19 protein-coding genes are annotated in these 21,327 nt (G+C 20.3%); 6 read left to right on the forward strand and 13 right to left on the reverse strand.

The window, feature by feature from the left end:
• Positions 1 to 50: 50 nt before the first annotated feature.
• The 4 genes from tmk to GJT83_RS00470 are packed head-to-tail and all read left to right on the forward strand — an operon-like array spanning position 51 to position 3,565.
• A complete protein-coding gene (tmk, locus tag GJT83_RS00455) occupies positions 51 to 671 on the forward strand; it encodes a dTMP kinase (RefSeq protein WP_168892505.1) in 621 nt (206 codons plus the stop codon).
• A complete protein-coding gene (locus GJT83_RS00460; RefSeq protein WP_168892506.1) occupies positions 656 to 1,696 on the forward strand; it encodes a DNA polymerase III subunit delta' C-terminal domain-containing protein in 1,041 nt (346 codons plus the stop codon). The genes tmk and GJT83_RS00460 overlap by 16 nt, the downstream gene beginning before the upstream one ends.
• 43 nt (positions 1,697 to 1,739) lie before the next feature.
• Positions 1,740 to 3,200, forward strand: coding sequence for a PTS glucose transporter subunit IIBC (gene ptsG, locus GJT83_RS00465; RefSeq protein ID WP_168892507.1), 1,461 nt, complete (start codon positions 1,740 to 1,742; stop codon positions 3,198 to 3,200).
• 14 nt (positions 3,201 to 3,214) lie between these two features.
• Positions 3,215 to 3,565 (forward strand): HIT domain-containing protein, encoded by a 351-nt coding sequence (locus tag GJT83_RS00470; protein ID WP_168892508.1) that lies wholly within the window; start codon positions 3,215 to 3,217, stop codon positions 3,563 to 3,565.
• Between the two features lie 222 nt (positions 3,566 to 3,787).
• Here the strand turns inward: GJT83_RS00470 and GJT83_RS00475 are convergent, their stop codons facing one another.
• The 13 genes from GJT83_RS00475 to GJT83_RS00535 form a co-directional block, all read right to left on the reverse strand.
• On the reverse strand, positions 3,788 to 5,524 hold the full coding sequence (locus GJT83_RS00475; protein WP_168892509.1) for a potassium/proton antiporter: 1,737 nt from the start codon (positions 5,522 to 5,524) through the stop codon (positions 3,788 to 3,790).
• Between the two features lie 197 nt (positions 5,525 to 5,721).
• A complete protein-coding gene (gene gap / locus GJT83_RS00480) occupies positions 5,722 to 6,726 on the reverse strand; it encodes a type I glyceraldehyde-3-phosphate dehydrogenase (RefSeq protein ID WP_168892510.1) in 1,005 nt (334 codons plus the stop codon).
• Positions 6,727 to 6,764: 38 nt separating this feature from the next.
• On the reverse strand, positions 6,765 to 8,609 hold the full coding sequence (sppA, locus tag GJT83_RS00485) for a signal peptide peptidase SppA (protein ID WP_168892511.1): 1,845 nt from the start codon (positions 8,607 to 8,609) through the stop codon (positions 6,765 to 6,767).
• Positions 8,610 to 8,638: 29 nt separating this feature from the next.
• Positions 8,639 to 9,448 carry an exodeoxyribonuclease III gene (gene xthA, locus GJT83_RS00490; RefSeq protein WP_168892512.1) on the reverse strand — a complete coding sequence of 270 codons (810 nt, stop codon included), beginning with the start codon at positions 9,446 to 9,448 and terminating at the stop codon, positions 8,639 to 8,641.
• A gap of 176 nt (positions 9,449 to 9,624) precedes the next feature.
• Positions 9,625 to 10,446, reverse strand: coding sequence for a tryptophan synthase subunit alpha (trpA, locus tag GJT83_RS00495; RefSeq protein WP_168892513.1), 822 nt, complete (start codon positions 10,444 to 10,446; stop codon positions 9,625 to 9,627).
• A gap of 17 nt (positions 10,447 to 10,463) precedes the next feature.
• Positions 10,464 to 11,636, reverse strand: a complete 1,173-nt coding sequence (gene trpB / locus GJT83_RS00500; protein WP_168892514.1) for a tryptophan synthase subunit beta — start codon at positions 11,634 to 11,636, stop codon at positions 10,464 to 10,466.
• A 39-nt stretch (positions 11,637 to 11,675) separates the two neighbouring features.
• Positions 11,676 to 13,049 carry a bifunctional indole-3-glycerol-phosphate synthase TrpC/phosphoribosylanthranilate isomerase TrpF gene (trpCF, locus tag GJT83_RS00505; RefSeq protein ID WP_168892515.1) on the reverse strand — a complete coding sequence of 458 codons (1,374 nt, stop codon included), beginning with the start codon at positions 13,047 to 13,049 and terminating at the stop codon, positions 11,676 to 11,678.
• A gap of 2 nt (positions 13,050 to 13,051) precedes the next feature.
• Complete coding sequence (gene trpD, locus GJT83_RS00510) at positions 13,052 to 14,068, reverse strand: anthranilate phosphoribosyltransferase (RefSeq protein WP_168892856.1); 1,017 nt, start codon at positions 14,066 to 14,068, stop codon at positions 13,052 to 13,054.
• Between the two features lie 26 nt (positions 14,069 to 14,094).
• Entirely contained in the window at positions 14,095 to 14,673 is a 579-nt protein-coding gene (locus GJT83_RS00515; RefSeq protein WP_168892516.1) for a glutamine amidotransferase-related protein, read from the reverse strand.
• A 13-nt stretch (positions 14,674 to 14,686) separates the two neighbouring features.
• Positions 14,687 to 16,252: an anthranilate synthase component 1 gene (locus GJT83_RS00520; RefSeq protein ID WP_168892517.1), complete on the reverse strand. Its 1,566-nt coding sequence runs from the start codon at positions 16,250 to 16,252 to the stop codon at positions 14,687 to 14,689.
• Positions 16,253 to 16,431: 179 nt separating this feature from the next.
• Entirely contained in the window at positions 16,432 to 17,472 is a 1,041-nt protein-coding gene (gene ychF, locus GJT83_RS00525; RefSeq protein ID WP_168892518.1) for a redox-regulated ATPase YchF, read from the reverse strand.
• Positions 17,473 to 17,492: 20 nt separating this feature from the next.
• Entirely contained in the window at positions 17,493 to 18,071 is a 579-nt protein-coding gene (gene pth, locus GJT83_RS00530; protein ID WP_168892519.1) for an aminoacyl-tRNA hydrolase, read from the reverse strand.
• A 15-nt stretch (positions 18,072 to 18,086) separates the two neighbouring features.
• On the reverse strand, positions 18,087 to 19,037 hold the full coding sequence (locus GJT83_RS00535) for a ribose-phosphate pyrophosphokinase (RefSeq protein ID WP_168892520.1): 951 nt from the start codon (positions 19,035 to 19,037) through the stop codon (positions 18,087 to 18,089).
• Between the two features lie 186 nt (positions 19,038 to 19,223).
• Here GJT83_RS00535 and prfA point away from each other — a divergent pair, with 186 nt between their 5' ends.
• The gene (gene prfA, locus GJT83_RS00540; RefSeq protein WP_168892521.1) at positions 19,224 to 20,315 is read left to right on the forward strand and encodes a peptide chain release factor 1; all 1,092 of its coding nucleotides are present in this window, start codon (positions 19,224 to 19,226) and stop codon (positions 20,313 to 20,315) included.
• The gene (gene prmC / locus GJT83_RS00545; protein ID WP_168892522.1) at positions 20,305 to 21,141 is read left to right on the forward strand and encodes a peptide chain release factor N(5)-glutamine methyltransferase; all 837 of its coding nucleotides are present in this window, start codon (positions 20,305 to 20,307) and stop codon (positions 21,139 to 21,141) included. Before prfA ends, prmC begins: the two co-directional genes overlap by 11 nt.
• The last annotated feature ends 186 nt before the right edge of the window (positions 21,142 to 21,327 follow it).

The following is a 21,327-nucleotide window of genomic DNA, read 5'->3' on the forward strand; positions in this document are numbered from 1 at the left end:
ATTAAAATAAATATAAATAAAATTTATACATAAAATATAATTAAATAAACATGAAAAAAAACCAATTTATTGTAGTAGAAGGTATAGATGGATCAGGAAAAACAACAATTTGTAATTATATAATAACTTTACTTCATAATATAAATATTCATAATATTATTTATACACATGAACCTGGAGGAACTCCTTTAGCTGAAAAACTAAGACAATTAATTAAATATTCAAAAAATGAAATATTATCTAATAGAACTGAATTATTATTAATTTACGCATCAAGATTACAATTATTAGATAATATTTTAAGACCAAATATTAATAATTGTTGGATATTATCTGATAGATATGATCTATCTTCATATGCTTATCAAATAGGTGGTAGAGGTATTAATGAAAAAGATATTTTATTTTTTCAAAAATTTATTATTAATAATATTAAACCTAATATAACTATTTATTTAGATGTAAATCCAGTTATTAGTTTAAATAGAATTCAATTAAGAAAAAAAGATAGAATTGAAAAAGAATCTTTAATTTTTTTTACTAAAGTAAGACAATATTATTTAAAAATAGCTAAACAAGATAATAATATTATTATTATTGATGCTAATCAAAATCTTTATGATGTTAAATTAACAGTAAAAAAAGTAATAATGAAATGGCTAAAAAATTAGGAAATATAAAAAATAATATATCTTCATTATATTATTCTTGGTTAAATAATAATTATAAATTAATACTATCTCAATTTTTAAAAAAAAAAAGTTATCATGCTTTTATTTTTTGTTCAATACATGGAATAGGTACTATAGATTTAATTTATGCATTAATTAAATGGATATTATGTACTAATAAAAATTATTTAAATAATTGTGAAAAATGTAAGAATTGTATTTTAATTAAAACAGGTAATCATCCTGACTTATATATTATAAAAAAAAAATATGGTCATATAAATATAAGTATAGATGATATAAGAAATATTATCGATAATATCTATAATAATTCTTATAGAGATCAAGGAAAAATAATATGGTTACCATTTGCTAAACAATTAAATAATTCATCTAGTAATGCACTTTTAAAAATTCTTGAAGAACCTCCTAAAAATACTTGGTTTTTCATACAATGCTATAATAAAAGTGATTTATTACCTACAATATCTAGTCGTTGTCAAATATGGTATATTAATCCACCATCTGAAAAAGATGGATTATATTGGTTAAATAAAAAATTAAATAATAATTATGAAAAAAAAATAATAATAACTGCATTACGTATATGTAATTATTCTCCTATTAATGCATATAAATTATTAAATAGTGCTTTATGGATACAAAGAAAAAAATTATATGAAATTTTTGTTTCAGCAATAAAACATGATATATTATATTTATTAAAAATATTGAATACTAAAAATGTATTATTATATTTTAATTGGTTATACTTAATATTAATAGATGTAATTAAGTATCATTTAAAATTAAGAAAAAATTTTTTTTATAATATAGATCAATTTAATTTAATATTAGAAATATCAAAAATAATAAATTTAAATAATATATTTTTAATAATAGATGATTTATTATACTATCGTAATTGTTTAATTAATATTATTAATATTAATCAAAAATTAGTTTTAATTAGATTTTTACTATCATTAGAAAAAAAAATTAATATTTTTAATAATAAAAATTAGTTATTTTTTAATTTAGTAAAAAAATAAATATCAGGACTATATAATGTTTAATAATGTATTTGCTAATTTACAAAAAGTTGGTAAATCTTTAATGTTACCAGTTTCAGTATTACCTATTGCTGGTATATTATTAGGTATTGGATCAGCTAATTTTTATTGGTTACCAAAAATTGTTTCTGATCTTATGGAAAAAACTGGAGGTTCTGTTTTTTCTAATATGCCATTAATTTTTGCTATTGGAATTGCTTTAGGATTTACTAAAAATAATGGAGTATCTGCATTAGCATCAGTTGTTTCATATGGTATTTTGACTAAAACTGTAGAAGTAATTATTCCATTATTATTATATAATATACCACATGATGTTATTTTAAAAAAACATTTTGCTGATACAGGTGTATTAGGAGGAATTATATCTGGAACTATAGCAGCTTATATGTTTAATAAATTTCATCAAATTAAATTAGTAGAATATTTTGGTTTTTTTTCTGGAAAACGTTTTGTTCCTATTATTTCTGGTTTAACATCAATTTTTGTTGGAATTGTATTATCTTTTATATGGTTACCTTTAGGTAAAATTATTCAATGTTTTTCACATTGGGCAGCTTATCAAAATCCAATACTTGCTTTTGGAATATATGGAGTTATAGAAAGAGCTTTATTACCTTTTGGATTACATCATATTTGGAATGTTCCATTCCAAATGGAAATTGGATCATTTACTAATAATATAACAAAACAAGTATATCATGGAGAAATTGCTAGATATTTATCAGGAGATCCTAGTGCAGGTAAATTAGCAGGTGGTTTCTTATTTAAAATGTATGGTTTACCAGCAGCTGCAATTGCAATATGGCATTCATCTAAAAAAGAAAATAAAATTAAAATTGGTAGTTTAATGTTGTCTGCAGCATTAACTTCTTTTTTTACTGGAATTACAGAACCAATAGAATTTTCTTTTATGTATGTAGAACCTATATTATATATAATACATATTATTTTAGCTGGTTTATCTTTTCCTATTTGTATAGCATTAGGTATGAGAAATGGAACAAGTTTTTCTCATGGTTTAATTGATTTTATTATATTAAGCGGTCATGGTAGTAAAATATGGTTATTTCCAATAATAGGAAGTATTTATGCTATATTATATTATTCTATTTTCAGAATATTAATAGTTAAATGGAATTTAAAAACACCTGGAAGAGAAAATTTAAGTAGTAATATGTCCAATACTAATATATTTAAAATAGAAAAAAGAACAGAATATATTAAACAATTAATAGATTCTTTTGGAGGTAAAAAAAATATTACAAATTTAGATGCTTGTATTACTAGATTGCGTGTTAGTGTTATAGATATTAATAAAGTAAATAAAAAAAATTTAATGAAATTAGGTGCATTAGGAGTTATTATGTCTGGTAATGGTGTACAAGCTGTATTTGGAACTCAATCTGATAATTTAAAAACAGAAATAGATATTTTTATAGGTAATAAATATTAATTTAATTATAAAAAATGAAAAATAATAATAATATTTTTAAAAGAATAATATTACATCAAACTTCAACAAAAATTATATATCAAGATAATTTAGTTACTGCTTTTAATGATATTTATCCTCAAAGTCCTGTACATATTTTAATTGTACCAAATCATTTTATAGAAACTTGTAATAATATAAATCATTCACATGAATTAACTTTAGGTAGAATGTTATTAGTTTGTTCTAAATTAGCTAAACAAAAAAATATAGATAAAAATGGATATAGAATAGTTATTAATTGTAATAAACATGGATGTCAAGAAATATTTTATTTACATATTCATTTATTAGGAGGAAGACAAGGAAGTAAAATATATTATTAATATAAATTTTTTTTAATAGTAAAATTTTCTATAATATAAAAATATATTTTTTTAATATAAATTATTTAAAATTAACTTATTTTCTATATGATTATTTTTATAGAAATAATGTAAAAATTATTTTATAGAAAATTAAATTTTATTAATAGTATTAAATAGTTTAATATAACAATATATTAAAAATTTTTCTAATAAATATTATTTAAATATAAAAATAAAATATTAATTAATATTTTTTATAGAACTAATACCTATTCTAGTAATTTTATTATTTTCTTTTTCTGCTATAGTCCATAAAATATTATTCCATTTAATATTATCACCTACTACTATAGTATTACTTTTCATTAAATAAATTAGTAAATTTCCTATAGATTGTTGTATATCAATATCATTACTTAATTTTAAACTATAAATTTTAACTATATCATATAATTTAGTTTCAGCATCAAGAATAAAATCACCAAAAAATTTTTGGTTTATTGATAATGAAATTGATTTACTAAATAATTTTCCTAATTCTTTTAAATTATTTTCATGACCTATAATACAAATTATATCATTTTTTTGTAAAATAGTATTTCCAGTAGGTCTTAATAATATATTTTTTCTGAATAATGCACTAATAAATGTTTTCTTAGGCATATATAAATCACGTATTGAAGATCCAATACACCAAGTTTCTGAATTTAGTATATAAATAAATTGTTCCCATTGACATTTAACATTTATATCTAAATTAATTCTATAATTAGGTAAAATAATAGAAGGTATTAATATTTTTGTTTTACGTGCAAAGAAAGTTAAAAAACTACTTTGGACTATTAAAGAAGTTAAAACAACAATAAATGATATATTAAAAAATAACATAGCATTTTCTATTTGTGATATCACAGGAAATAATGCTAATATAATCGGAACAGCTCCTCTTAATCCCATCCAACTAATAAAAAATTTTTCACGTAAATAAAAACGACTAAACGGTAATAATCCTATAAAAACAGATAATGGTCTAATTAAAAAGACTATTAAAAAAGATAATATTAATGACGGTATTATAATATTAGATAAAGAATTAAGATTAACTAATAATCCTAATATTAAAAACATAGTTATTTGACTTAACCATGAAATACCATTAAAAGTTTGAAGAATATTACTACAAGTACGAATATTATAATTACCAATAATAAAACCATACAAATAAATAGCTAAAATACCACTACCATCTAATAAATTAGTTAAGGAAAAAATAAATATACCTATACTTAATGCTATTAATGGATATAATCCACCAACAAATTTAATTTTATTAATAATTTTTTTTAGTATGAATGCACCAATTAATCCTAATATAATGCCTATTATAAATTCTTTAATTAAATGAAAAAAATGTAATATTAATATATTCATAGTAAAATTTAATTGTTTAATTTTAATCATTTTGATAATAGATATTGTTAAAAATACAGCCATAGGGTCATTACTACCAGATTCTATTTCAAGAATAGAAGTTACCCTTTCATTTAATCCTTTATCAGAAGTAAAAATAGCAGCAGCATCAGTTGATGCTAATATTGAACCAACTAAAAAACCATAAATAAAATCAATATTAAATAAATAAGATGTTACAACTCCTATTAATCCAGCTGTTATTAAAACTCCAATAGTTGCTAAAGATAATGCAGGAGCTAAAGCAATTTTTATTGAAGAAATTTTTGTTCTCATTCCTCCATCAAGCAAAATAATAGCTAAAGCTAAATTACTAATAATATTTGCTACTAAATAACTATGAAATGAAATTCTACCAATACCTCCTGATCCTGATAATATACCTATAGCTAAAAATACTAATAAAATAGAAACACCTATCCTTGAAGTAATTGAACTAAGTAAAATACTAGATGTAATTAAAATACATCCAATTATAAATAAAATAAAAATTGATTGTAAATCCAATGAAAATTGCTCCTGTATTTTGGATTATTAATTTTTATATAAATTTAAAATTTTATATAAATTTATGTTTTAAAATATTAAATAATATATCCAAAAACAAGATTTATTTAATGAAATTAAAATGAATATTTAAACTGATAAATATTAATTTTAATATTTATCAGTAAAAATTTTAAATATTATGAATAGATCAATATTTAATTATTTTTTGTGATGTGTAAGATAAGATCTAAAATTTTATTAGAATATCCTGTTTCATTATCATACCAAGAAATTAATTTTACAAAAGTATTACTAATTAATATACTAGCTTTTTTATCAAAAATAGATGTTAATATTTCTCCATTAAAATCACTAGAAACTACATCATCTTCTGTATATCCAATAACACCTTTCATATTATTATGTGCAGCAAATTTAATTTGATCAAATATTTTATCTAATGTAGTTTCTCTTAATAATTTAACAGTTAAATCGACAACAGAAACATTAGCTATAGGAACTCGTAAAGCTATTCCAGTTAATTTACCATTTAATTCAGGTATAATATATCCTACTGCTTTAGCTGCACCAGTAGTAGATGGAATAATATTTTGATATGCTCCTCTACCTCCTCTCCAATCTTTATAAGAAGGACTATCTACTGTTTTTTGAGTTGAAGTAACAGCATGTATTGTTGTCATTAAACCTTCTTTTATAATAAAATTATCATGAATAATTTTTGCTAAAGGTGCTAAACAATTAGTTGTGCAAGAAGCATTAGATATAATTTTTTCACCGTTATATTTTTCAAAATTAACTCCTTTAACATACATAGGAATACTATTATCTTTAGGTGGTGCAGTGATTATAACTTTTTTAGCACCTGAAACTATATGTTTATTTGCTAACTCTTTAGTTAAAAATATTCCTGTAGATTCTACAACTACATCTATACCTAAGTCATTCCATTTTAATTTATATGGATCTTTTTCAAAAAAAATATTAATATAATTACCATTAACAATTAAATATTGATTTTTTACTTCAATATTGCCTTCAAATTTTCCATGTGTAGAATCATATTTTAACATATAAGCCATATAATTTATTTCTAATAAATCATTAATAGCTACAATTTTAATTTTAGAATTTTTTTGTGCAGCACGAAAAAAAATACGACCTATTCTTCCAAATCCATTAATAGCGACTCTAATTGACATTATTTTTTTCCTTATAGAAAATATTTTTTATATATTTACTAATTATTTAAATTATATATAGCATATATATTTCTTGGATCATTTATTTGTTGTTTTGGTAATAATAAATTATTTTTTAATAAATCTTTTTGAAGATAGTAGTTTACTAAAGAAGGGAAAATATTATTAAATAATAAAACAGAATTATTTTTCTGAAAAGAAAAAAAATCTAATAAATTTAAAGGAAGAAAATCAGTATCATCTTCAAACCATTTTAATGAAATATTTTTCATTTTTATTTTTGTTAGTTCAGAAATTTTTTCTATAGCAGAATCAAAATCTCCAATAGAATCAACTAATCCATTTTTTTTTGCATCTTTTCCTAACCATACCATACCATTAGCTAATTTTTTTACATCTTTTATAGATTTATGTCTCGAATTAGAAATTAAATGTATAAATTGATCATAACCTCCTTGTATATTTATTTTTATAATTTCTTTATTTTGTAAAGGTAATTCTTTATATATTGAATTTTCTAATCCAATATTAGTATTGACTCCATCACTATAAATTCCAAAATTTTTTAAAGTATTATTAAATGTAGGTAATATAGAAAATATTCCGATAGATCCTGTAATAGTATTTATATCACTTATAATATAATTTCCTGCTGTTGCAATAAAATATCCTCCCGATGCTGCTACTTCACCCATTGATACTACAATAGGTTTATTAACTTTTTTTAAGGAAATTAAAGAATTATATATATATTCAGCAGCTGTTAAACTACCTCCTGGACTGTTAATTTTTAATATTAATCCTTTTATAGCAGGATCTAAATATACTTGATTTATTTCATTAATAATATTATGACTTTCTATACCATAATTTAATATTCCATTAATAGTTATTACTGCAATATTATTTTTTTTATTTTGTTTCAAATTTTGATTAATATATTCATCTATATTAATATGATTATATGTTTGATTATATAAATCTAATCCAAATTTTTTCATCATATCAAAATTAAAATCAAATTTTGTAGATAAACTGTCGACTAATTTATTTTTTAAAGCATATAATGCTAAATTTCCATTACTTTCTTTTAATTTTTGAATTAAATCTTTATGTTTTGGTAATAAATTTTGAATACTTATTTTACGATTATTTGAAACTGTTTTTAAATAATTACCCCATAAATTATTAATTAATTTTTTCTCTATAATTTTAGTGTTTTGAGACATATTATCTCTTGTTATTGGTTCAATAGCTGATTTAAAATCTCCTATTTTAAAAACATTTAATTTTATTTTTAATTTTTTTAATAAACTGTTAAAATAAAAATGTTCTGCTGATAATCCATGTAAATCTACATATCCATGTGGTTCTAAAATTATTTTATTAGCAAAACTAGCTAAATAATACTGGTTTTGATTATACATATCTCCTATAGCATATATAGGTTTACCAGAGGTTTTAAAGTCATTTAAATATTTTCCTATGTAACTTAATGTATTCATATCTTCTACCATACAATCACTTAAATTTAATACGATACCACTAATATTTTTATCTGTTTTTGCATGATGAATAGCTTGTGCAACTTGAAAAGTTGAATTTGTAACTGATAAATTTAATATTTTATTAAAAAATTTTAAAAAAATATTATTTTGATTGATCATATCATCTGTTAAATATTGAACATCAATTTCTAATATATGTTTTTTATTTTTATTTAAATTATTTATTTGATTATTATAATCAATATTATAAATATAATAACCAATTATTATTACTAATAATAAAAAAATTATATTGAATATTAATTTTTTAAGAAAATTGATTGTAAACCAAATATAACAAAAAAAAGATTTTATCAAATTCCATAAAATAGTCATTTATCACCTAATTTTGAAATAAAATTTAATTAAAAAATTTTTAAATTAATCCATACTGGAGTATGATCTGATGGTTTAATCATTTTACGAATAGAATATTCTATATTTGAATTAATATAATATTTTATTAATATTTTACTAATTAAAATTAAATCTACTCTTAATCCACGATTGCTTAAATATCCTTTAGACCGATAATCAAACCAAGAAAACATATTATTTACTTTTGGATTCATTATTCTCCAGATATCAAATAAACCCCATTTTAATAATTTATTAATACATATTCTTTCTTCTGGTAAAAAAGAACATTTACCTTTATTTAACCATCTTTTACGATTAATTTCTCCTATACCAATATCTAAATCAGAAATACTAACATTTATATCACCCATTAATATAACAGGATCTTTAGGATCTACATTATTTTCAAGAAATTGTTGTAAATTTTTAAAAAAATTAATTTTAGAAGAAAATTTAATAAAATTATTACGATTATCTCCTTGAGGAAAATAACAATTAATTATTTTGATAATTCCAATAGAACTTGGAATATCAATTATTATTAATCTTTTTTGTATATTAAATTCATCATATAAAAATCCTTGTTGTACATTTAATGGAATATATTTACTTAATAAAGCTACTCCATGATATTTTTTTTCACCATAAAAAAAAACATTATAACCTAATTTTATTAATTTTTCTTTAGGGAAATATAAATTTTCAACTTTAGTTTCTTGTAATCCAATAATATCAGGATTATATAAATTAATTATTGATTCAAGTTGATGAATATGTGCTCTAATACCATTAATGTTAAATGAAAGGAATTTCATAAAATTATTAATTCTTTTACAATAAAAATTAAAATTAAAAAATCATTTATATAAATATTTTTTATTAAAACAAATATTTTTATAAAAATAAGTTAAAATTTTTATTTTTAACTAAAATTAAAATAATTTAAAATACTTTAATAAAAAATAATTATTTATATAAAAAAAATTTATAATTATTCATATTTAATTGTAGCATATTTTAACTTTATTATTATATTTTTTAATATTTTTAATAATATTATAGGATTATATTGGTTATCTTCTATTAATTTAATAATAAATGATCCTAAAATAACTCCGTAAGCACCATTATTAATAGCATTTTTAATATGATTAGTTGTATAGATTCCAAATCCTTGTAATGGTAATGCTGCATTATATTCTATTAATTTAGAAAATAAATGAGAAATATTAAATGTATTATTAATTGTTTGATCAATTCCAGTAATTCCAGATCTTGATAATACATAAGTATATGCACAATGAAAAGATGAAATTTGTTTTAATAAATAATTATTAGCATTTGGTGGACAAATAAGTACAGGTAAAATTTTATTTTTAATTGATTTTTTATAAAAAGGCATAAATTCTTCAATAGGTACATCTACAATAAGAACAGAATCAATTCCAGATTTATAACATTGATTATAAAATTTATCTATACCATAAGAATAAATAATATTAGCATATATTAATATTCCAATAGGAATATTAGGATATTTATTTCTAATAATACTAATTAATTTAAAACATTTAATAATATTAATACCTATACTTAATGCCCTTTTATTTGCCTTTTGAATAATAAATCCATCAGCTAATGGATCAGAAAATGGTATTCCTAATTCTAATCCATTTGAACCATTATGAATAAGAGTATCAATTATATTAAAAAATATTTCTATAGATGGATCTCCTATAGTAATAAAAGGTATTAATGCAATTTCTTTCTTATTTTTTAAATATTGAAACATATTAGTATAACGTTTTTTCATATACATATAACCTATTATTAATAATTATTAACTGTAGCAATATCTTTATCTCCTCTACCAGATAAATTTACTACTAATATTTGTTTTTTTATAGGATTTTTCTTAATAATTTTTAAAGCATATGCTAGTGCATGTGAAGACTCTAAAGCTGGTATTATACCCTCTTTTGAACATAATAATTTAAAGGCTTCTATAGCTTCTTTATCTGTAATAGAATCATATTTAGCTCTACCTATATTGTTTAAATATACATGTTCAGGTCCTACCGCAGGAAAATCTAAACCTGCAGATATTGAATAAGATTCATCGATTTGATAATTTTCTGTTTGCATAATAGAAGTTTTCATACCAAAATAAATTCCTATTTTACCATGTTTTAAAGCAGAACCATGTTTTTTTGTATTAATACCTAAACCTCCTGGTTCTATTCCAATTAATTGTACAGATTTATCTAAAATAAAATCTTTAAATAATCCAATTGCATTAGATCCACCACCTACACATGCTATTAATATATCAGGTAATTTATTTTCCATTAAAATAATATCATTTTTTACTTCTTTACCTATTATACTTTGAAATTTACTTACTATAGTAGGATAAGGATGAGGACCAGCTGCAGTTCCTATCATATAATGAGAATCTTTATAATTACTTGACCAATAACGAATTGCTTCATTACATGCATCTTTTAATGTACCATTATTTTTATTAACTGAAATTACTTCTGTTCCTAATAATTTCATTCTTAAAACATTAGATTTTTGACGTTGTATATCTTTTTCTCCCATAAAAACTTTACATTTTAATTCTAAAAGTGCACATACTATTGATGCAGCTACACCGTGTTGTCCTGCACCTGTTTCTGCTATTATTTCTTTTTTATTCATTTTTTTTGCTAATAATGCTTGACCTAATGCTTGGTTAATTTTATGTGCTCCACTATGAAGTAGATCTTCTCTTTTTAAATAAAGAATAGTATTAGTATTTTTAGTTAAATTATTACATAATGTTAATGGTGTAGGACGACCGACATAATTTTTTAACAAAAAATCATATTGTTTTTTAAAAATAGGATCATTTTGAGATTGAATAAATACTTGTTCTAATTCTAATAAAACAGGTGTTAATATTTGTGGTACAAACATTCCACCAAATTTACCAAAATAACTAGGTAATAAAGTAATCATTTAAATATTTTCCTTAGATTAAAAAATAAATAATTTATATTAATAATCACGTAGATTTTTAAAAATGTTTTTTATTTTAAAATGATCTTTAATACCAGGAATTTTTTCTACTCCTGAATTAAAATCTAGTCCATAACATTTTAATTTAATTGCTTCTCTAAGATTATTTTTATTTAAACCGCCTGCTAATAGAATATTTTGATTATTTTTTCCTTTTAATAAATTCCAATTAAATTTAATTCCTTTACCAGGTAAATAATTATCAAATACATATAAATCTACGTTATTATACTTATAATAAGGAATATGATCATGTATTTTTATAACTTTCCAAATTTTAATTTTATTAGATAATTTATTGCGTAATATATTAATAAAATTTTGATTTTCTTCTCCATGTAATTGAACTGCATATAATGATAATATTTTTGATATTTGAATAATTTCTTCAATTGTACTATTATAAAATATTCCTATATATAATAATTTTTTAACATTAAATACAATATTTTTTGCAATTTTAATATTAATATTTCTTATAGAACTATTTATAAAAATTAAGCCACCAAAAATACTACCTGAATCATTAGTTATTTTAGCATCTTTAATTGTTTTTAAACCACATATTTTATTTATTCCAAAAATTAAATTTTTAACCGCATATAGAATATTTTTTTTAGAAGTTATTGCAGAACCTATTAAAAATCCATTAACAAATTTACTTAATTGTCTTATCGTAAAATTATTATCAATTCCTGATTCACTAATTAATATAATTTCTTTAGGAATATAATTTAATTTTGCTAAATTATATGTTTTATTAAGATCTATTGAAAAATCACTTAAATTCCTATTATTAATACCAATAATTTTTGCCTTTAAATATATTGCTCTTTTAAGTTCATTTTCATTATTAATTTCAGTTAATATACCCATATTTAATTGATGTGCAATTTTAGATAATCTAATATATTCTTTATCATTTAAAATAGATAATATTAATAGTATAGCATCAGCACTATGATATCTTGCAAAATATATTTGATAAGGATCTAAAATAAAATCTTTACATAATATTGGTTGTGGTACCATATTTCTAATTATTCTAATATCATTAAAATTTCCTTGAAAATATTTTTCGTCAGTAAGAACAGAAATAACAGATGAATAATTTTTATAAACTTGAGCAAAAGATTTTAAATTATAATTTTTACAAATTAATCCTTTTGATGGAGAATATTTCTTACATTCTAAAATAAATACACTACTATTGCTTTTTAATGCATTATAAAAGTCATATTTAGTTTTTTTTATATATGGAATAATGTTTTTTATAGGAATATATTTTTTTTTATTTTGAATCCAAGAAATTTTATTTTTTAATATTTCTTCTAAAATTTTTTTTTGATGCATAGTTATTTTTTTATATAACCTTTATTTATTAAATTAATAATATAATTATAACCAGAACCATTATTAATGGTATTAAGAACCATTTCTGTATTTTGGATTAAATTATTTTTTCCATGTAATTTCAATAAAAAAGCAACATTTACTGCTATAGTATTTTTATAACTAATATTAGTACAATTTCCTTTTAATAATTTTATTAAACATTTAGCATTTTGTTCTGGAATACCTCCAATTAAATCTTTACTAGAGATATAATCTAATCCAAAATCTTTAGGGGTTAATATATAATTAGAAATTATATTATTATTTAATTCAAAAACATAAGTATTACTATGTAATGATATTTCATCCATACCATTACAATGAACTACAGCTGCATTTTTATATTTTAATAATTTTAAAGTATTAATGATAGGTATTAATAAATTTTTTTTATATACACCAATTAAAATTACTTGAGGTTTAGCAGGATTTACTAAAGGTCCTAATATATTTAAAATAGTTCTCGTTTTTAATTGTTTTCTTATATTCATACAATATGAAAAAAAATTATTATATTTAGGTGCTAATAAAAAACATAAATTAAAATTATCTAATAATTTCCGAGAAATTTTTCTAGATTGATTTAATTGAATACCCATAGCTGATAATACATCAGCTGATCCAGATTTACTTGATATACAATAATTAATATGTTTTACTATTTTTAATCCACAAGCTGCAGCAATAAAAGCACTACCTGTAGAAATATTTAAAGTATTCATATTATCACCACCAGTACCTACAATATCAGAAATAATATATTTTGGTTTAGGAAAATATTTAATTTGATTAGATAAAATTGCAGTTACTGCACCAGCAATTTCTTCAGAATTTTCTCCTTTAATTTTCATTGAAATTAAAATAGCTACTAATTGACTTAAATATAATTTTTTGTTTATAATTGCTGAAAAAAGATAATTACTTTCATCTTTAGAAATATTCTTAGAATTATATAATTTATTTAAAATAAAATTAATCATTTATCACTTTATAAAATTATTATTTACGATAAAGCCCAACGGATAGTTTGTTTTATTAAAATATTTCCATCTGGAGTTAAAATAGATTCAGGATGAAATTGAAAACCACATATTCTATTATAATTAAAACGAAAACTCATAATTATATTTTTATATTTTGAATTAATTGTCAAAATATTAGGTATTTTATCTACAATTAATGAATGATAACGAGCTACATTCATAGGATTTTTTATACCAAAAAACATTGCTTTATTGTCATGAATAATAGCTGAAGATTTACCATGTAAAATTTTTTTTGCTCTTATAATATATCCACCATAAGATTCAATTATTGCTTGATGTCCTAAACATATACCAATAATAGGTAATTTACCTATTAAAATTTTTAATAAATCAGGCATAAATCCAGCATTACTTGGTAATCCTGGACCAGGAGACAATAATAAAATAGGATTTTTTATCTTACTTAATTTTTTTAATAAAAAATTGATTGGAATATTATTACGATAAATTATTACTTTATGATTTAAAGAACGTATTTGATCAACTAAATTATAAGTAAATGAATCAATATTATCTAAAATAAATATATTAGACATTTATTTGCACTCCTTATAACAAATTACTTCTTGCTATAGCATTTAAAACTGCTTTTGCTTTATTAAAGCTTTCATTTGCTTCAGATTGTGGTTCTGAATCTAATACTATTCCTGCTCCTGCTTGTACAGTAGCTGTATTATTTTGAATATAAGCAGAACGTATTATGATACATGTATCTAAATCTCCATGTGCTGTTAAATAACCAATAGCTCCTCCATAACTACCTCTTTGTTCTTTTTCAACTTCAGCTATTAATTGCATAGCACGTACTTTTGGTGCACCAGTTAAAGTACCCATATTCATACATGCACGATAAGCATGTAAAGCATCTAAATCTACATTAAGTACACCTACAACTCTAGATACTAAATGCATTACGTAATAATAACGATCAACTTTAGTTAAATCAGCTACATATCTACTTCCAGGAATACATATTTTTGCTAAATCATTTCTTGCTAAATCAACTAACATTAAATGTTCTGACATTTCTTTTTGATCTGTTCTCATTTCTAATTCAATACGACTATCTAAATCTAAATTTAAAATATTATTAATATATTTTCTTGATCTAGTACCAGCAATTGGATATAATTCTACTTGTCTATTGATAGAATTAAATTTTAATGAACTTTCAGGAGAAGCTCCAAATAGAATAAATTCTTTATCTTGCATAAAAAACATATATGGACTAGGATTAATTGTTTTTAAAATATCATATGCAGCTAAAGGATTATAACATGGTAAAAAAAATTTTCTTGATGGTACTACTTGAAAAATTTCTCCTAATTTAATATAAGATTTTAGTTTTTTTATTATATTACAATATTCATAATCATTTTGATTGCATGTATAAGGAATATTATTAATATTTGTTTGTTTAATATTAATTAAAGGAAATGTGATTGTTTTTTTTATTTGTTTATCAAGATCTTTAATACGTTTTTTTAATCTTATAAATTCTTTTTTATTTGGTATATAAATACTAGCTTGTAAATTTGATGTTTTTTTTTTATGGTCTATTATTAATAATATTTCAGATAAATAAAAACAATAATCAGGACATATATTTTGATTTTTTATTCTTTTTGGTAATTTTTCAAAATTATATATTAAATCATAAGAAAATAGTCCTCCTAAAAACATAGATTTTCTTTTTTTATTATTAGGCAATTTTACTAATTTTAGTATATATCTTAGTATATCAAATACAGATAATGATTTTAATCTTGTATCTTCATCTTCAAATTTTTTTATTTCTGGAAAAATTAAGAAACGACTATTTATTTTTTTTTGATTAGAGATATTTTTAGGTAAAAATTTATCTAATAATTGTAATAATAAATTTCCATTTTCAGAAAATGATTCAATCATAACAGTATTCTTAATAGAACTAATTCTTAATGAACTATCAATAATAAGTAAAGTTTGTAAATTATTTTTACTACTAATATCTACTGATTCTAATAATAAAGTATATTTTTTTTGTTTACATAATTTATTAAATATAAAAGTAGGATTTTCTATATAAATAGTTTTAGTTGTAATTAATTCTAATGTAGGTTTTATAATTTTCATATTATATTTCTCAAATTTAACTAATAATATTAGTAAAATAATATGATTAAAATGATAATTAAATATTATTTATATTTATGAAATATATGTTTTTAAGAATAAATATTCATAATAAATCAATTTAAATTTACTATAAATAAAATTAATTGTATATAAAAATATATAAGTAATTTAGTTTATTAAACTTTAAAAAGAAAATGAATTATATCTCTATTCTTAATAATATAATTTTTACCTTCTAATCTAATTTTCCCTGCTAATTTTAATTTATTTTCATTTTTATAAAAAATATAATCATTATAATTTATTATTTTAGCTCTAATAAAACCTCTTTTAATATCACTATGAATTTTTTTTGCTGCTTCTAATGCAATTGTTCCTTTAATAATACTCCATGATTTTACTTCTTTTATACCCACGGTATAAAATGTAATTAAATTTAATAAATTAAAACTAGTTATTATAATTTTATCTAAAAAATAATTTTGTAATTTATTAATTTTAGTTAACGCTAATTTTACACATATATTTATAGTATTATATTTTTTAGATATAAATTGTAATTGATCTAAATATAATTTACTAAATAATTTATTATCATTTATATTCGCAATAATAATCATTGGTTTTATAGTCAATAATTTAATCTTATTAAGAATTATTAATTCTTCTATACTTAAGTTTATTGTATTAAGTAATTTATTTTTTTTTAATTTATTCAAACATAAATTTAATAAATCTATAATTTGATTATTTTTTTTAAAATTATTTTTTATAGATAAATTTGATATTAATTTTGTGCATAAATTAATATCAAATTGAATAATTTCATTATTAATTATATTAATATCATTAATAGGATTAATATTAGGTGATATGTGTAATATATTTTCATCATCAAAAAAACGTACTACATGAATAATAACATTCATTTCTGTTATATTATTTAAAAATTTATTTCCTAATCCATGTCCTTTAGATGCTCCTTTAATTAAACCTGCTATATCTACAAATTTAATTGTAGATGGAATAATTTTTTTAGATTGTACAATTTCAGATAATATCTCTAATTTTTTATCAGGTACATTAACAATACTAATATTAGGTTCTATTGTACAAAAAGGATAATTAGATGCATTAACATTTGAATTAGTTAATGCATTAAATAAAGTTGATTTTCCTACATTAGGTAATCCAATTATACCACATTTTAATTTCACAGTTATTTTAATCCTCTAATTTATTTAGAGTGGAGATAATTCATAGCTTTACAAAAACTATTTGTATTTATAAAAATTTTAATTGCATTAATTATATTTTTCATAGCAAAATAAATTATTTTTTTTTCTATTATTGTTGGTTTATTTAATACAAAATTATTTATTTTGGATTTATGTATAGGATGACCAATACCTATTCTTAATCTGTAAAATAATTTATTATTAAAAGTTTTTATAATATCATTTAATCCATTATGTCCTCCACTTCCTCCACCATATTTAAATTTTATTTTTCCTGGAATAAAATCTAATTCATCATGTATAATTAAAATATTATTTAAAGTAATTTTATAAAAATAAGATGTAAGTAATATTGATTTACCAGAATTATTTACAAAAGAATTAGGAATTAATAAAATTATTTTTTTATTATATAAATTAATAAAACCAATATAACTACGTAATTTTTCTATTTTTTTTAATTTTATTTTAAAGTAATTAGCAAGATAATTAATATAATCAGATCCAATATTATGACGTGATCCAATAAATTTTGTTCCAATATTACCTAAACCAACAATGATTTTTATAGTATTCAAAGAATATATCCTATATTAATCTTTAAACATTACAGAAATAGATTCTTCATTATTTATTCTTCGAATAGATTCTGCAAGCATTTCTGATAAAGTTAATTTTCTTATATTTTTTAATTTTTTTATTTTATTTGATAATGGAATAGTATCACATACTATAATTTCATCTATTAAAGAATTAGAAAAATTATTTATAGCATTACCAGAAAAAATTGGATGAGTTGCATATGCAAAAACACGTTTAGCTCCATTATTTTTTAATACTTTTGCTGCTTGACATAATGTTCCACCTGTATCGATAATATCATCTATTAAAATACAATCTCGATTTACAATATCTCCAATAATATGCATAACCTCAGATACATTAGATTTAGATCTTCTTTTATCTATAATAGCCATATCAGTACCATTTAATAATGTTGTTGCTATTGTTCTAGCACGTATTACACCTCCAATATCTGGTGATACTATTACAGGTTTATCTAAAAATATTCTTGTCATATCTTCGATAAAAATAGAACTACTAAAAACATTATCTACTGGTATATCAAAAAAACCTTGAATTTGTTCTGCGTGTAAATCTACTGTTAAAACTCTATCTATACCTACACCAGATAAAAAATCAGCTATAACTTTTGCTGTAATAGGTACTCTTGCAGATCTTAATCTACGATCTTGTCTTGAATATCCAAAATATGGAATAACTGCTGTTATTCTACCTGCAGAAGCTCTTCTTAATGCATCTGCTATAATAATTAATTCAATTAAATTATCATTTGTAGGGTTACAAGTAGATTGAATTATAAAAACATCATCTCCTCTAACATTTTCATTTATTTGAACAGAAATTTCTCCATCACTAAATTTACCTACATATGCTTTTCCTAAATTAGTATATAAATGATCTGCTATTTTTTGTGCTAATTCTGGAATAGCATTTCCAGAAAATAATTTCATATCAGACATAATATATTCCTTAAATAATATTATAAAAATAATAATTCTTTCAGAAAGATAAAAAATTTTAAATATATATAAAAATATCATATATATGATAAAATATAGTACATTTTATTAATATAACTTTATAAATTTTTAATTTATTTGTTATATATTCTATTTAAATAAAATTTATAAAATAAAATTTAATTTATGAATCATTCTATTATTAAAAAACTTAATTTATTACATAAACGTTATATATATATTGAAAAAAAATTAAGTAATTATAAAATATATAATAATCAAAAAAATTTACGTGTTTTATCAATGGAATATATTAATTTATCTCTTATAATAAAACCATTTATTAAATGGAAAAAATTAGAATCAGAATTAAATAATAATCAAGAATTATTATATGATGAAGAGATATATTCTATTGTTTTAGAAGATAATAAAAATATTAAAATTAAACAAAAAAAAATAGAAAAAGAAATTACAATGCTTTTATTATCTAAAAATAATGATGAAAATAATAGAAATTGTTTTTTAGAAATTAGAGCTGGATCAGGAGGAAATGAAGCAGCTATTTTTGTAGGAAATATTTATCGAATGTATATTCGTTATGCTGAATCAAAAGGTTGGAGAGTTAAAATAATTAATGTTCATTATGGTGATTATGGTGGGTATAAAGAAATTATATTAAAAATAATTGGTAATGGTGTATATGGAAAATTAAGATTTGAATCTGGTGGTCATAGAGTACAAAGAGTTCCTGAAACAGAATCACAAGGAAGAGTTCATACTTCTACATGTACTGTAGCAGTTATGCCAGAATTATCTAAATCTGAAATGCCAGAAATTAATAATAATGATTTAAAAATTGATACTTTTCGTTCTTCTGGTGCAGGTGGTCAACATGTTAATACAACTGATTCTGCTATTCGTATTACTCATATACCTACAGGAATTGTTGTTGAATGTCAAGATGAAAGATCTCAACATAAAAATAAATCTAAAGCTCTATCAGTCTTAGTAGCAAGAATTAATGCAGCAGAAATAGCTAAAAGAAATAAAAATGAATCGTTAAAAAGAAAAAATTTATTAGGAACTGGAGATCGTTCTGATAGAAACCGCACATATAATTTTATTCAAAAGAGAGTAACAGATCACCGTATTAATTTAACAGTTTATAGATTAGATGAAATTATGAATGGAAAATTAGATATTTTAATTAAACATATTATAAATAAATATCATACTGATTTATTATTATCTACGTCAAAAGTAAATGAAAATTAAAACATGGTTATATTATGCTAATAATATTTTAAAAAAAAATAAAATAGATTTTTTTAAATTAGAATCTGAAATATTATTATCTTTTGTTATTAAAAAATCTAAATTTTGGATTTATGAATTTTATGAAAAAAACTTAAATAATATACAATTAAAAAAATTAATGCATCTTTTAAATAGAAGAATTTATGGTGAACCAATTGCTTATATATTAGGATATTGTGAATTTTGGTCATTAAAAATACATGTTTCACCATTAACTTTTATACCTAGATCAGATACTGAAATTTTAGTAGAACATACATTAAAAAAAATTACATTTAATACAAAAAATGTATTAGATTTAGGAACAGGAACTGGAGCTATAGCTTTGGCTATAGCTAGTGAGTATAATAAATTAAATATTATTGGAATAGATATTATTCCAGAATTAATTAATATTGCAAAAAATAATGCAAATAAATTATCAATTTATAATGTTACTTTTATACAAAGTAATTGGTTCAGTAATTTAAATAATAAAAAATTTGATATTATTGTAAGTAATCCTCCTTATATTGAATATAAAGATTATTTTTATTTAGAAAAAAGTATAAAATTTGAACCAATATCATCTTTAATTGCAGAAGATAATGGATTGTCTAATTTTAATTCTATTATTTTACAATCTATAAAATATTTAAATCATTTTGGATGGATAATTTTAGAACATTCATTTAATCAATCTAAACAAGTTATAAAAATATTAAAAGAAAAAAAATTTAAAAATATAAAAACTTGTTTAGATTATAATGGAAATGAAAGAATAACTTATGGACAAAAAATTTAATTTTAATTTTTATCTTTTAATAATTTTATTATTATATAAAGAACATATTATTAATAATAATTATTAGTAATGAATATTAAATATATAGATAATTTTATTTAATTTATAAATTTATAATATATAATTTAATATAATATATATTATATAAATTAATTATTTTAAATCTTATAAAATTACATTAATTAA

The organism is Enterobacteriaceae endosymbiont of Plateumaris pusilla, from assembly GCF_012562765.1.
Lineage (GTDB): Bacteria > Pseudomonadota > Gammaproteobacteria > Enterobacterales > Enterobacteriaceae.